General features: G+C 71.4%; 10 protein-coding genes. 5 read left to right on the forward strand and 5 right to left on the reverse strand.

Translation table 11 applies throughout. The annotated features are described in order from the left end of the window. Positions 1-80: 80 nt before the first annotated feature. The 5 genes from ACIBCJ_RS11730 (at position 81) to ACIBCJ_RS11750 (ending at position 9,108) form a co-directional block, all read left to right on the forward strand. Positions 81-1,586, forward strand: coding sequence for a cytochrome ubiquinol oxidase subunit I (locus tag ACIBCJ_RS11730; RefSeq protein ID WP_362508361.1), 1,506 nt, complete (start codon positions 81-83; stop codon positions 1,584-1,586). 20 nt (positions 1,587-1,606) lie between these two features. Then, positions 1,607-2,611 carry a cytochrome d ubiquinol oxidase subunit II gene (gene cydB, locus ACIBCJ_RS11735; protein ID WP_365979514.1) on the forward strand — a complete coding sequence of 335 codons (1,005 nt, stop codon included), beginning with the start codon at positions 1,607-1,609 and terminating at the stop codon, positions 2,609-2,611. 58 nt (positions 2,612-2,669) lie between these two features. Further along, entirely contained in the window at positions 2,670-6,173 is a 3,504-nt protein-coding gene (cydD, locus tag ACIBCJ_RS11740; protein ID WP_365979515.1) for a thiol reductant ABC exporter subunit CydD, read from the forward strand. 77 nt (positions 6,174-6,250) lie between these two features. Then, the gene (locus ACIBCJ_RS11745) at positions 6,251-7,933 is read left to right on the forward strand and encodes a GAF domain-containing protein (protein ID WP_365979516.1); all 1,683 of its coding nucleotides are present in this window, start codon (positions 6,251-6,253) and stop codon (positions 7,931-7,933) included. Between the two features lie 122 nt (positions 7,934-8,055). Next, a complete protein-coding gene (locus tag ACIBCJ_RS11750) occupies positions 8,056-9,108 on the forward strand; it encodes a M23 family metallopeptidase (protein WP_365979517.1) in 1,053 nt (350 codons plus the stop codon). Positions 9,109-9,138: 30 nt separating this feature from the next. Here the strand turns inward: ACIBCJ_RS11750 and ACIBCJ_RS11755 are convergent, their stop codons facing one another. The 5 genes from ACIBCJ_RS11755 to ACIBCJ_RS11775 all read right to left on the reverse strand — a co-directional run bounded on the left by ACIBCJ_RS11755 (position 9,139) and on the right by ACIBCJ_RS11775 (position 13,981). Further along, on the reverse strand, positions 9,139-10,026 hold the full coding sequence (locus ACIBCJ_RS11755; protein WP_362508376.1) for an HAD family hydrolase: 888 nt from the start codon (positions 10,024-10,026) through the stop codon (positions 9,139-9,141). A gap of 75 nt (positions 10,027-10,101) precedes the next feature. Next, entirely contained in the window at positions 10,102-11,007 is a 906-nt protein-coding gene (locus ACIBCJ_RS11760) for an LLM class flavin-dependent oxidoreductase (RefSeq protein WP_365979518.1), read from the reverse strand. A 52-nt stretch (positions 11,008-11,059) separates the two neighbouring features. Beyond that, positions 11,060-11,518: a hypothetical protein gene (locus ACIBCJ_RS11765; RefSeq protein ID WP_365979519.1), complete on the reverse strand. Its 459-nt coding sequence runs from the start codon at positions 11,516-11,518 to the stop codon at positions 11,060-11,062. 6 nt (positions 11,519-11,524) lie between these two features. After that, entirely contained in the window at positions 11,525-12,112 is a 588-nt protein-coding gene (locus ACIBCJ_RS11770) for an RNA 2'-phosphotransferase (protein ID WP_365979520.1), read from the reverse strand. Between the two features lie 111 nt (positions 12,113-12,223). Then, positions 12,224-13,981, reverse strand: a complete 1,758-nt coding sequence (locus ACIBCJ_RS11775; RefSeq protein ID WP_365979521.1) for an SDR family oxidoreductase — start codon at positions 13,979-13,981, stop codon at positions 12,224-12,226. Between the last annotated feature and the right edge of the window lie 390 nt (positions 13,982-14,371).

Consider the following 14,371-nt stretch of genomic DNA (forward strand, 5'->3'; position numbering starts at 1 on the left):
TGCGCCCGCGATGGGTGTGACAAACACGTTCAAAGCGCCGCTGACCACGGCGATGTGGCGAGGGTAAGGAGAGTGACGACGTGGACATGGCTCTGGCGCCGGAGACGCTGGCGCGATGGCAGTTCGGCATCACGACCGTCTACCACTTCCTGTTCGTCCCGTTGACGATCTCGCTGGCCGCCCTCACGGCCGGACTGCAGACCGCCTGGGTCCGCACGGAGAAGGAGAAGTACCTCAAGGCGACCAAGTTCTGGGGCAAGCTCTTCCTGATCAACATCGCGATGGGTGTCGTCACCGGCATCGTGCAGGAGTTCCAGTTCGGCATGAACTGGTCGGACTACTCCCGCTTCGTCGGTGACGTCTTCGGTGCTCCGCTCGCCTTCGAAGCGCTGATCGCCTTCTTCTTCGAGTCCACCTTCATCGGTCTGTGGATCTTCGGCTGGGACAAGCTGCCCAAGAAGATCCACCTGGCCTGCATCTGGATGGTCTCGATCGGCACCCTGCTGTCCGCGTACTTCATCCTCGCGGCCAACTCCTGGATGCAGCATCCCGTCGGCTACCGGATCAACGAGGAGAAGGGCCGCGCCGAACTCACCGACTTCTGGCAGGTCCTCACCCAGAACACCACGCTCAACCAGGTCTTCCACAGCTTCTCGGCGGCCTTCCTCACGGGCGGCGCCTTCATGGTCGGCATCGCCGCCTTCCACCTGATGCGCAAGCGGCACATCACGGTGATGCGGACCTCGCTCCGGCTCGGTCTGGTGACCCTGGCGGTCGGCGGACTGCTCACCGCGGTCAGCGGAGACACCCTCGGCAAGGTCATGTACGAGCAGCAGCCGATGAAGATGGCCGCCGCCGAGGCCCTGTGGGACGGCGAGCAGCCCGCGCCGTTCTCCGTCTTCGCCTACGGGGACGTGGACAAGGGGCACAACACGGTCGCCCTGGAGATCCCCGGCCTGCTGTCCTTCCTCGCGCACAGCGACTTCGAGTCCTACGTGCCCGGTATCCACGACACCAACAAGGTGCTCCAGGAGAAGTTCGGGCCCGGCGACTACAAGCCCATCGTCCCCGTCGCCTACTGGGGCTTCCGCTGGATGATCGGCTTCGGCATGGCGTCCTTCTCGCTGGGTCTGCTGGGCCTGTGGCTGACACGGAAGAGGTTCCTGCTGCCACCGGCGCTGCGGACCGGGGAGGACGAGGTCCCGCGTCTGGTGCTGCTGAAGAAGCCGCTCGGGTCGAGGCTCTCCCGGATGTACTGGCTGCTGGCGGTGTGGACGATGGCGTTCCCGCTGATCGCCAATTCGTGGGGCTGGATCTTCACGGAGATGGGCCGCCAGCCCTGGGTGGTCTACGGCGTGATGCAGACCCGCGACGCGGTCTCCCCCGGCGTCTCCACCGCCGAGGTCGTCATCTCGATGTCCGTCTTCACCCTGCTGTACGCCGTCCTGGCCGTCATCGAGGTCAAGCTCCTCGCGAAGTACGTGAAGGCGGGACCGCCCGAGCTGAGCGAGGCCGACCTCAATCCGCCCACGAAGGTCGGCGGCGATCGCAGTGACGCCGACAAGCCGATGGCCTTCTCGTACTAGGCCGAGGGAGCTGCACAGTCATGGAACTGCACGACGTCTGGTTCGTCCTGATCGCCGTCCTGTGGACCGGCTACTTCTTCCTGGAGGGCTTCGACTTCGGGGTCGGTGTGCTCACCAAGCTGCTGGCCCGCGACCGCGCCGAGAAGCGGGTGCTGATCAACACCATCGGCCCCGTGTGGGACGGCAACGAGGTCTGGCTGCTCACGGCCGGTGGTGCCACCTTCGCCGCCTTCCCCGAGTGGTACGCCACCCTCTTCTCCGGGTTCTACCTGCCCCTGCTGGTCATCCTGGTCTGCCTGATCGTCCGGGGAGTCGCTTTCGAGTACCGCGTGAAGCGGCCCGAGGAGAGGTGGCAGCGCAACTGGGAGACCGCGATCTTCTGGACCTCGCTGATCCCCGCGTTCCTGTGGGGCGTCGCCTTCGGCAACATCGTCCACGGGGTGAAGATCGACCGTGACCTGGAGTACGTCGGTTCGCTCTGGGACCTGCTCAACCCGTACGCCCTCCTCGGCGGCCTGGTGACGCTGACGCTGTTCACCTTCCACGGGACGGTGTTCACCGCGCTCAAGACCGTCGGTGCGATCCGTGAGCGCGCCCGGACCCTGGCGCTGCGGGTCGGCCTGGTCGCGGCCGTGCTGGCCCTGGCCTTCCTGACCTGGACGCAGGCCGACAGCGGAGACGCCAAGAGCCTGGTCGCCCTCGTGGTGGCCGTCGCCGCTCTGGTCGCCGCGCTGACGGCGAACCAGGCCGGGCGAGAGGGCTGGTCGTTCGCGCTGTCCGGCGTCACCATCGTGGCCGCGGTGGCGATGCTCTTCCTGACACTCTTCCCGAACGTCATGCCGTCCACGCTGAACGCGGACTGGAGCCTCACCGTCACCAACGCCTCGTCCAGTGCCTACACGCTGAAGATCATGACCTGGCTGGCGGTGATCGCCACTCCGGTCGTCCTGCTCTACCAGGGCTGGACGTACTGGGTGTTCCGCAAGCGCATCGGCACCCAGCACCTCGCCGACGCCGCGCACTGAGTCCGTCGGGGTGCGTTTCACGTGAAACGCACCCCTGGGGCAGGGAGGCCTGTTTCACGTGAAACCCATCGACCCACGTCTACTGAGGTACGCGCGCGCCACCCGCTTCTTCCTGGCGGCGGTCGTCGCCCTGGGCGCCGTCGGGGCCGGCCTCCTCGTCGCGCAGGCGATGCTGATCGCCGAGGTGGTGGTGGGCGCCTTCCAGCACGGCACGTCGGTCACCGGTCTGCGTACTCCGCTGCTGCTGCTGGTGGCCGTGGCCTGCGGTCGGGCCCTGGTCGGCTGGCTCACCGAACTGGCAGCGCACCGGGCGAGCGCGGCGGTGAAGTCGGAACTGCGGGGCCGACTGCTGGACCGTGCCGGCGCGCTCGGACCCGGCTGGCTGAGCGGTCAGCGCACCGGCTCGCTGGTCGCTCTGGCCACCCGGGGGGTCGACGCCCTCGACGACTACTTTTCGCGCTATCTGCCTCAGCTGGGCCTCGCGGTGGTCGTGCCCGTGGCCGTACTGGCCCGCATCGTCACCGAGGACTGGGTCTCGGCGGCCATCATCGTCGGCACCCTGCCGCTCATCCCGATCTTCATGATGCTGATCGGCTGGGCCACCCAGTCCAGGATGGACCGCCAGTGGCGCCTGCTGTCCCGCCTGTCCGGGCACTTCCTCGACGTGGTCGCCGGCCTGCCCACGCTGAAGGTCTTCGGCCGGGCCAGGGCACAGGCCGAGTCGATCAAACGCATCACCGGCGAGTACCGCCAGGCGACCATGCGGACGCTGCGGATCGCCTTCCTGTCGTCGTTCGCACTGGAGCTGCTGGCCACGCTGTCCGTGGCGCTCGTCGCCGTCACCATCGGGATGCGCCTGGTCCACGGTGACATGGCCCTGTACGACGGCCTGGTCGTGCTGGTCCTCGCGCCCGAGGCCTATCTGCCGTTGCGACAGGTGGGGGCGCAGTACCACGCGGCGGCCGAGGGACTGGCCGCCGCCGAGGACATCTTCTCGGTGCTGGAACGCCCCGTACCGGCGTCGGGGACCGGCCCGGTTCCGGCGGACGGTTCCCTGACCTTCGAGGACGTGACGGTCCGCTACCCCGGACGCGGCACGGACGCCGTCACGGGCGTGAACCTCACGGTTCAACCCGGGGAGACGGTCGCGCTCGTCGGCCCCAGCGGAGCGGGCAAGTCGACGCTTCTCCACGCCCTCCTCGGATTCGTCTCCCCCACCCGGGGACACCTCCGGATCGGGGGAGCCGACCTCGCCACCCTCGACGTGGCCGAGTGGCACGCCCGCGTCTCCTGGGTGCCGCAGCACCCCCACCTGTACGCCGGCACCATCGCCGAGAACGTACGGCTGGCCCGGCCCGACGCGGACGACGCCGCGGTACGGCGGGCACTGCGGGACGCGGGCGCGCTGGAGTTCGTGGACGCGCTGCCCGAGGGCACGGGGACCGTCCTCGGGGAGGGCGGGGCCGGGCTGTCCGCCGGCCAGCGACAGCGGCTCGCGCTGGCCCGGGCGTTTCTCGCGGACCGGCCGGTGCTGCTGCTCGACGAGCCGACGGCGGCCCTGGACGGGGCCACCGAGGCCGAGGTCGTGGACGCCGTACGCAGACTGTCGGCGGGGCGGACGGTCCTGCTGGTCGTCCACCGCCCGGCGCTGCTGGAGGTGGCCGACCGGGTGGTGCGGCTGGACGAGCCGGAAGCGGCCGCCGCGTCCGGCGGCACCCGCGGGCTGCCGGGCCCCGTGGAAGGGAACCCGCGTCCCTCGGCCCCGGTCTCCTTCGAGGTCCCGGAGCCTGCCGGGCGTGCCGCGGACACCCGTCACGGTGTCCTCGCCAGGGTTCGTGCCCTGTCCGGCGCCCGGCGCGGGCGGCTCGGTCTGGCCCTGCTGCTCGGCAGTCTGGCGCTCGGCAGCGCCGTGGGTCTCATGGCGACCTCCGGCTACCTCATCTCGCGGGCTTCGGAGCAGCCGCCGGTGCTGTACCTGATGGTGGCGGTGACGGCCACGCGCGCCTTCGGCATCGGGCGGGCCGTGTTCCGCTACGCGGAGCGGCTCGTGTCGCACGACGCCGTGCTGCGGATGCTGGCGGACACACGGGTCGCCGTGTACCGGAGGCTGGAGCGGCTGGCGCCCGCGGGCCTGCGGCACAGCCGTCGGGGCGACCTGCTGTCCCGGCTCGTCTCCGACGTCGACGCCCTGCAGGACTACTGGCTGCGCTGGCTGCTGCCCGCCGGCAGCGCGCTCGTCGTCTCCGCCGCGTCGGTGGGCTTCACGACCTGGCTGCTGCCGGAGGCGGGCCTGGTCCTCGCGGCCGGCCTGCTCGCGGCCGGTGCCGGCGTCCCGCTGGTCACGGCGACCGTGGCTCGCCGCGCCGAGCGCAGGCTCGCCCCCGCCCGGGGCGTGCTCGCCACCCGGGTGACGGACCTGCTGACCGGCACCGCCGAGCTGACCGTCGCCGGAGCCCTGCCCGGGCGGACCACCGAGGCGCGGAAGGCCGACGCCACCCTCACGCGGATCGCCTCGCGCGCCGCCACCGCCACGGCGCTGGGTGACGGACTCACCGCGCTCGTCTCCGGTCTGACCGTCGCGGGCGCCGCCCTCGTCGGGGTGCAGGCGGCCGCCGACGGCCGGCTCGCCGGAGTCGCCGTGGCCGTCGTCGTGCTCACCCCGCTGGCCGCCTTCGAGGCCGTGCTCGGGATGCCGCTCGCCGTGCGGTACCGGCAGCGCGTGCGCAGGAGCGCCGAGCGCGTGCACGAGGTGCTCGACGCCCCGGAGCCGGTGCGCGAGCCGGAGGTGCCGCGGCCGGCGCCCGCCTCGCCGTTCCCGGTGGTGCTCAAGGGGCTGGCCGCGCGCCACGCCGGGCAGGACCGGGACGCGCTGACGGCGCTGGACCTGACGCTGGCGGAAGGACGCCGTGTCGCCGTGGTCGGACCGTCCGGGTCCGGCAAGACGACCCTGGCCCACGTCCTGCTGCGCTTCCTCGACGCGGACGCGGGCTCCTTCACGCTCGCCGGTGTCGACGCCCGCGCCCTGGCCGGCGACGACGTACGGCGGCTGGTCGGGCTGTGCGCCCAGGACGCACACCTCTTCGACAGCTCGGTCCGCGAGAACCTGCTGCTGGCCAGGAAGGACGCCACCGAGGACGAGCTGCGGGACGCGCTGGCGCGAGCCCGGCTGCTGGAGTGGGCCGAGACCCTGCCCGACGGTCTGGACACGCTGGTCGGTGAGCACGGGGCCCGGCTGTCCGGTGGCCAGCGTCAGCGGCTCGCCCTGGCCCGGGCGCTGCTCGCCGACTTCCCCGTCCTCGTGCTCGACGAGCCCGCCGAGCACCTCGACCTGCCGACCGCCGACGCGCTCACCGCTGATCTGCTGGCCGCCACCGAGGGCCGTACGACCCTGCTGATCACGCACCGGCTCGCGGGGCTGCGGGCCGTGGACGAGGTCATCGTCCTGGACCGGGGCCGGGTCGTACAGCGCGGCCCGTACGCGGAGCTGGCCGCGGTGCCGGGGCCGCTGCGGGAGATGGCCGGACGGGAGGCGGCGGCGGAACTGCTGGTGGCGGCGCGGTGACCGGTCGGCCGGCAGTCTCTCGAAGTTTTTCAGGATTCCGACTTTCCTGAACAAAACGGTCTCATTAGGCTCGGGGCATGTCCCCAGCACCACCTCCCGGCTTCCCACCGTCCCCTCGGGAAGCCCCGGCCGAACTACTGGCGCGGGTGCCGAAGCTGCTGGACGCGATGCGGTCCGTCGGCAGCGGGCTGGAGCTGCACTCCACGCTGCACCGGATCTGCGAGACGGCCGCCGACCTGGCACACGCCCGGTACGCGGCCCTCGGCGTCGTCGACGAGGACGGTTACGGCCTCGCCGACTTCGTGCACCACGGCCTCGACGAGGCGACCGTCCGGCGGGTCGGCCACCTCCCCGACGGTCGCAAGGGACTGCTCGGCGCGCTCATCAGCCATCCCGAGCCGGTCCGGCTGACCGACCTGACCCGGGACCCTCGCGCGTGCGGCTTCCCCGAGCACCATCCCCCGATGCGCAGCTTCCTGGGAGTACCCATCCGTGTGCAGGGCGAGATCTTCGGCAACCTCTACCTGACCGACAAGCACGGGGGTGAGCCCTTCGGCGACTACGACCTCGCCATGGTCCGGGTCCTGGCCACGGAGGCCGGCATCGCCATCGGCAACGCGCGACTGCACGAGGCCGCCCAGCAGCGGGAGCGCTGGATCGACGGATCGGTCGCCGTCACCACCGCCCTGCTGGCCGGCGGCGACACCGACGACGCCCTGCAGATCGTCGCCGAGCAGGCCCGCCGCCTGTCCGGAGCGGCCGCGGGGATCGTGCTGCTGCCCGCCGACGGGGGCGGCCTGGAGATCGTGGCCGTCGACGCGCCGCACCCGACGAACGCCCTCGGAGCGGTCATCCCGCCGGAGAACGGCATCGTGGCGGAACTCCTCGCCGGGCGGCCCGTGTTCGTGGACGACGCCGCCACCGACCCCCGCCTGGCGGCAGGACCGGCGCGTTCCTACGGGCCGGTCATGCTGTTGCCGCTGAGCAGGGACGGGAACATCCTCGGGGGTCTCGTCATGCCCCGTGCGCGGGGGGAACGCCCGTTCACCAGGACGGAGCGGGCGCTGGGCGACCGGTTCGCCTCGCAGGCGGCCCTGGCGCTCACGATGGCCGAGGCCCAGCGCGACCGGGAACGGCTCGCCGTGTACGAGGACCGGGACCGGATCGCCCGGGACCTGCACGATCTCGTCATCCAGCGGCTGTTCGCCACCGGGATGATGCTGGAGAACGCCCAGCGCGGAACGGTCGTGCCCGAAGTGCGCGCCGGGGTCGCCGGGGCCGTCGACGAGCTCGACGTCACCATCCAGGAGATCCGCTCCGCGATCTTCGCGCTCCAGCAGCCTGCCGACGCGCCGACGGGACTGCGCACCCGAGTCCTGCGCGAGATCGCCATGGCCGCGGTTCCGCTGGGCTTCACGCCCGCGCACCGCTTCGTCGGGCCGGTGGACACCGCCGTCGGCGACCTGACCGGCAAGAACCTCATCGCCGCGCTGCGCGAGACCCTGTCCAACGCCTTCCGGCACGCCCACGCCGACCGGATCGAGGTGGTCGTGGACGCGACGGCGACCCTGCCGGACGGCCGGCCGGGCGTGCGGCTGACCGTCGCGGACGACGGGGTCGGCATCCCCGAGGGCGGGCGGCGCAGCGGCCTGCACAACCTGGAGCGTCGCGCCGAGACCGTGGGCGGCGCCAGCCGGATCGGACCGGGCATCGGGGCGGGTGGCGCCGGTGCGACGGTGCTGTGGGAGGCCCCGTACTGAGCGCCGCCGCTCAGGTGCTGACCCGTGTGCAGCAGCGGCATTGAGCCGAGTGCAGCAACGGGTCCCCCACATGCGCGACCCGAACGAGACCGCGGCCCCCGCGGCGGTCCACGATCGCTGACATGCGCTCATCCCGTCGGTCTCCGTTGCTCGTTGCGGTGCTGCTGTGCGCACTCCCGCTGCTCGCGGCCCGCCCCGTCGAGGGCATGGACGGGGACGGCGGATCCGGGGCCGCACTCGGCCCGCAGGTGGCGCGACTGTACGAGGAAGCGGCGACGGCCACCCGGCAGTACGAGGAGGGACGGCGGGCCGCCGAGGCGCAACGGGCACGAGCCATGGACTACGAGCGGTTGCTCGACGGACAGCGGCAGAAGATCGACGCCATGCACGAGGACCTGGGTCGCATCGCCCGCGCCCAGTACCGCGACGGCGGTGGGCTCCCGCTCACCGCCCGCATGCTGCTCGCCGACGATCCCGACGGGCTGATGCGCGGTCAGCGGGCGGTCGCGCGAGCGAATCTGGCCGTCGACCGGGCCATCGGCCGGAACCTGCGGGCCGAGGCCCGGTTCGCCGCCGACGAGGCCAAGGCGCAGGCTGCCTGGCAGGTGCTCGAAAAGCGCAACACCGACCTGGTGGAGCTGAAGAAGAAGATCGAGAACCGGCTGGAGGCGGCGCGGTCACGACTGGAGGGACAGGCCGACTCCTCCGTCGCGGCCGGGGCGTGCCCCGGGGCGGTCCGCCTGGACCAGCAGGACGTCGGCGTCGGAGCGTCCTGGGTGGCACCCGTCGAGACCTACGAGCTGTCGGCGTCCTTCGGCAGCGGCGGATCGAGGTGGGCGAACCGGCACACCGGCCAGGACTTCGCGGTGCCGGTCGGGACACCGGTCCGCTCGGTCGGCACGGGCCGGGTTCTGAAGGTGTCCTGTGGCGGAGCCTTCGGCATCCAGCTCGTCGTCCAGCACGCGGACGGTTACTACACGCAGTACGCCCACCTCGCCGCCGTGGCCGTCGACCAGGGCGACCGGGTCGAGGCCGGGCAGTGGATCGGTCAGTCCGGCAGCACCGGCAACTCCACCGGACCCCACCTGCACTTCGAGGTACGGGTCACCCCGGAGACGGGCTCGGCGCTGGATCCGGTGCCGTGGCTGTCACAGCGCGGGGTGCCGCTGCCGTGACGGCACCGGGCGTTCTGCGGGGACCACACGTCAGTGCAGGTCGGCCAGCATCCGCTCGATCACGACCGCCACGCCGTCGTCGTTGTTGGCGACCGTCCGCCCCGAGGCTGCGGCGATCACGTCCGGGTGCGCGTTGCCCATCGCGTAGGACCGTCCCGCCCAGGTGAGCATCTCCACGTCGTTCGGCATGTCGCCGAAGGCGACGACCTCCTCGTGGGAGATGCCGCGCTCGGCGCAGCACAGAGCGAGCGTGCTCGCCTTGGAGACCTCCGGGCCGCTGATCTCCAGCAGGGCGCTGGGGCTGGACCGGGTGACGTTGGCGCGGTCGCCGATGGCGAGGCGGGCCAGCGTGAGGAAACCGTCGGGGTCCAGCTCCGGGTGGAAGGCCAGGATCTTGAGGACAGGCTCGGCGGCGGCGCGACCGCCCGGCGCCAGGATCTCCTCGGCGGGCACGAGGCCGTCGGGTACCTCCATGTGCAGCTTGGGGTACGCCGGCTCCTGATGGAACCCGTACGTCTGCTCGACCGCGTACACCGTGCCGGGAGCCGCCTCGCGCAGCAGCCGTACGGCGTCCAGCGCGTTCTCCTGCGGCAGCTCGCGGACTTTCACGAAGCGGTGCTTGCCGGGGCCGCCGTGCAGGTCCACGACGGCGGCGCCGTTGCCGCAGATGGCGAGCCCGTGCCCGTGGACGTGGGCGCTGACGACGTCCATCCAGCGGGCGGGGCGGCCGGTGACGAAGAAGACCTCGATGCCCGCCTGCTCCGCGGCGGCCAGCGCGGTGACCGTGCGCGGGGAGACCGACTTGTCGTCACGCAGCAGGGTGCCGTCGAGGTCGGTGGCGATGAGCCGCGGGCGAGTGGCGGCGGCCGGGGGCTCGGGCTGTCGGGTCGCTGAGGTCACCCGGTCATTGTCACGCATGTGCTTGCACGCCCGTGCGCCGGTGCGCACATATGTGAGCTACGGCTCTCATGTCTGGCCCTCGCTTGCCCGCCATCACTCCTTCAACTGAGCGGGTGCCTCCATCGCGATCCGCTCGAAGACCTTCTCGTCCGCGGCGAAGTCCGAGTCGGCGATCGGCCAGTGGACGACGAGCTCGGTGAAGCCCAGGTCCCGGTGGCGTCCGGCGAAGTCCACGAACGCGTCCACGGACTCCAGCGGACGGCTGCGCTCCGGGGTGAAGCCGGTGAGCAGGATCCGGTCCAGCTCATCCGCATCGCGACCGATGGCGGCACAGGCGTCGGCCAGCCGGTCGCTCTGCTGCCGCAGTGCCCGGTCCGACTGCTCGGCGGTGCCGCTCTCGAACAGTTTCGGGTCACCGGTGGTCACCCACGCCTGCCCGTGCCGCGCGGCGAGCGCCAGCCCCCGCGGGCCGGTCGCGGCCACTGCGAAGGGCAGCCGGGGCCGCTGTACACAGCCCGGGATGTTGCGCGCCTCGTGCGCCGAGTAGAAGTCGCCCTCGTACGACACGGCGTCCTCGGTCAGCAGACGGTCGAGCAACGGCAGGAATTCGCCGAGCCGGTCCGCCCGCTCACGCGGCGTCCACGGCTCCTGGCCCATCGCCGTGGCGTCGAAGCCGGTGCCGCCCGCTCCTATACCGAGCGTGATCCGGCCGCCGGAGATGTCGTCGAGGGTGATCAGCTCCTTGGCGAGCGTCACCGGGTGCCGGAAGTTCGGCGAGGTGACCAGGGTGCCCAGACGCAACCGCTCGGTGACGGCCGCGGCGGCGGTGAGGGTCGGCACGGCACCGAACCAGGGGCCGTCCCGGAAACTGCGCCAGGAGAGGTGGTCGTAGGTGTACGCGGTGTGGAAGCCGAGCTGCTCGGCCCGCGTCCAGGTCGAACGGCCGCCTTCGTGCCAGCGGCGGTACGGAAGGATCACGGTGCTCAGGCGCAGACTCATACTTCCGAGCCTATGCGTCCGGTCGTGGTTTCACGTGAAACAGCGATCGGCGTCACTGTACGCGGCTGCTCAGCCACGGGCTGAGGAAGATCATCGGGACGTACTCCCGGTGGGTGCGGTCTCCGGGCAGGGGCACGATCAGGTGGTACCCGGGCGGAAAACGGCGCCCCTTGACGAAGGCACGGTCACCGAAGACGGAGCGGAGGAACGCGGGCACCTCGTCGCACGGGATGTCGGGGCACTCCACGTTCTCCACGGTGATCAGGGCATCGTCCTCGGGGAAGAGCCGGACGCTCACCCGGGGGACGCCGCCGAACTCGACGAAGGCCTCGTGCGGAAGGGAGCCGTCGGCGTCGGTCGTCACCCCCACGCCCGCGGCGCTGCGGCGGGAGGTCCGGTCGGCGCCGATGTCGTCGGTGACCTCGATCTCCAACGCGTACTCCTCGGCGATGGCGCGGAGGGCGGTGACGGCGGACTGGGTGGTGGGAAGGTGCTCCATGCCTTCGATCATGCTGGGTCAGTGCGCGGCGGGAAAGCGCAGGTAGCGGGCCGGTACGTGTTTCGTCAGCCAGACACCGTTGGCACTGACGTGGAAGATGTGGCCGTCGCGGTGCATGGCGGCGGCGTCCACCGAGAGCACGACCGGCCGGCCGCGGCGGGATCCGACCCGGGTCGCGGTGTCGCGATCCGGTGAGAGGTGCACGTCGTGCCGGTTCATCGGACGCAGGCCCTCGGCACGAATGGCCTCCAGATGCCGGGAGACGGTCCCGTGGTAGAGGTACGGCGGCGGGGTCGCCGGGGGGAGACCGAGATCCACACTGACGCTGTGGCCCTGGCTGGCGCGGACACGGGTGCCCTCGACGGCGAAGCGCCGCTTGTCGTTGGTGGCGACGACGTGGTCGAGCTCCGCACGGGTGAAGCGGAAGCCGTGCGCGGCCGCCGCGGAGATCAGTGTGTCGATCTCCACCCAGCCGCCCGCGTCGAGCGTGAGCCCGATCCTTTCCGGCTGGTGGCGCAGGTGCTTCGACAGATACTTGGACACCTTCACTGTGCGTCTGTCGTCGTGTGCGCCTTCATCTCTGTCGTCCGAACGTTCCTGTTGCATGGCGCCAGCCTGCCCGGTGAGATGCGCGTCACGCGATCGATTTACCCGCCGCAGGTTTGATCCACAGCCAAGTCGAGTTATCCACAGTCTGGTTGGGGATTTCTGTGGACACTACAGAGGCGGTTCGACCCGAGCGAGACGCCTCAGCACCCGAGGGGCGAGGCGGGACAGGAGGTGAGCGCCTCGCGCCTCCGGCGTCACCGGGACCACCGCCTTGTTGTGCACGACCGCTTCCAGCACGGCGTCGGCCACCTTCTCCGGCGGGTAGTTGCGCATTCCGTAGAGGCGGGCGGTGCGCTGCTGTCGCCGTTTCTCCTCCTCCGCGTCGACACCCGCGAAGTGCGCCGTGGACGTGATGTTGGTGTTGACGAGGCCGGGGCAGATCGCCGTGACGCCGATCCCCTGATCAGCCAGTTCGGCGCGCAGGCACTCGCTCAGCATCAGCACGGCCGCCTTCGAGGTGCCGTAGGCGGGCAGTGCCCGGGAGGGCTGGAAGGCCGCAGCGGACGCGGTGTTGACGATGTGACCGCCCTGCCCGCGCTCGGCCATCTGCCGGCCGAACAGACGGCAGCCGTGGATCACGCCCCACAGGTTGACGTCGAGAACCTGCTTCCAGTCCTCCGGCGTGGTGTCGAAGAAGGAACCCGACAGTCCGATCCCGGCGTTGTTCACGAGCACGTCCACCACGCCGTAGTCGGCGGCGACCTTCGCCGCCAGCTTCTCCATGGCCTGCCCGTCGGACACGTCGACGGTCTCCGCCCAGGCGGCCGGCGCACCGATCAGCCGCGACAGCTCCGCGGTGCGGGCAGCGGACTCGGCGTCCCGGTCGACGGCCACGACGCGCGCACCGGCCTCGGCGAACGCCAACGCCGTCGCCCGCCCGATGCCGTTTCCCGCACCGGTGACCAGGACCAGCTGTCCGCCGAAGCGGTCGGCGTGCTTCCCGTTCGCCCCGGACTCGGTCCGCCCGTCCTCGACGGCGGTGACGAACTCCGTGATCCAGTCCGCCAGCCGGTCGGGCCGGGTGCGCGGCACCCAGTGCTTCGCGGGCAGTGTGCGCCGGGTGAGCCGAGGCGCCCACAGCTCCAACTCGTCGTAGAGCCGCTCCGACAGGAACGCGTCACCGAGCGGAGTGATCAGCTGCACGGGAGCGTGCGCGTAGGCGTCCTCGCGCGGCCTGCGCAGCCGGGGCCGGACGTTGTCCCGGTACAGCCACGCCCCGTGTGCCGCGTCCGACGGCAGGGACGCGGTCGGATAGTCGCCGCCGGGCACCTTCTCGGCGCGCTCCAGGATGCCCGGCCAGCGCTTGCCGAGAGGGCCGCGCCAGGCCAGTTCGGGGAGCACGGGGGTGTGCAGCAGATAGACGTACCAGGACTTGGCGCCCTGGCCGAGCAGCTGCCCGATCCGGCGCGGGGTGGGTCGCCTGAGGCGTTTGTTGATCCAGTGTCCGAAGTGGTCGAGGGACGGGCCGGACATCGAGGTGAAGGAGGCGATACGGCCCTCGGTGCGCCTGACGGTGACGAACTCCCAGGACTGCACGGAGCCCCAGTCGTGGCCCACCAGGTGTACCGGGCGGTCCGGACTGACCGCGTCGGCCACGGCCAGGAAGTCGTCCGTCAGCTTCGCCAGGGTGAATCCGCCCCGCAGCGGCCTCGGTGCGGTGGAGCGGCCGTGGCCGCGGACGTCGTAGAGGACCACGTGGAAGCGGCCGGCCAGGCGGGCGGCGACCTCGGACCAGACCTCCTTGCTGTCCGGGTAGCCGTGCACCAGGACGATCGTCGGCTGCCGCGGATCGCCCAGTTCCGTCACGCACAGCTCGACCCCGCCCGTGCTCACCCAGCGCTCCCGCGCACCGTCCAGCACCGTCATTCCTCCTCCGCCCAGCGCCGCACGTGCGGCAGATCGTCGTGCAGTCGGAAAGGTGTCCTCACCCAAGCGGTACGGCGTCCTCCGAGGGGCCGGCCTTCCCGCGGGACCCGTCCGCCGGGCGCCGCCGGGTCGGCCGTCGTCGTCTCCATGCCGCCCCCGTTCCACCGTCCCGGCGCGCTCCGCCCCGACCGTGCTACTGGCCCGTAACGTGACGACGCCGAATCTCCCAGTTGTTAGACCAGTCGTCAATAGGGTGGGTGCGCGGCCTCGGACAGCCGTGTCGTGGCTCTCAGGTACGGCAACCCCTACGGGCCCGTACTACTGGAGTCTGACGCTAAAACGGCTCTGCGGTCTGACGACCGCGGTGGCGCCCGTCACTACTGTCGTGGA

Origin of the sequence: Streptomyces sp. NPDC051136, assembly GCF_044455745.1 — a bacterium.
In the GTDB taxonomy this organism is placed as follows: Bacteria; Actinomycetota; Actinomycetes; order Streptomycetales; family Streptomycetaceae; genus Streptomyces.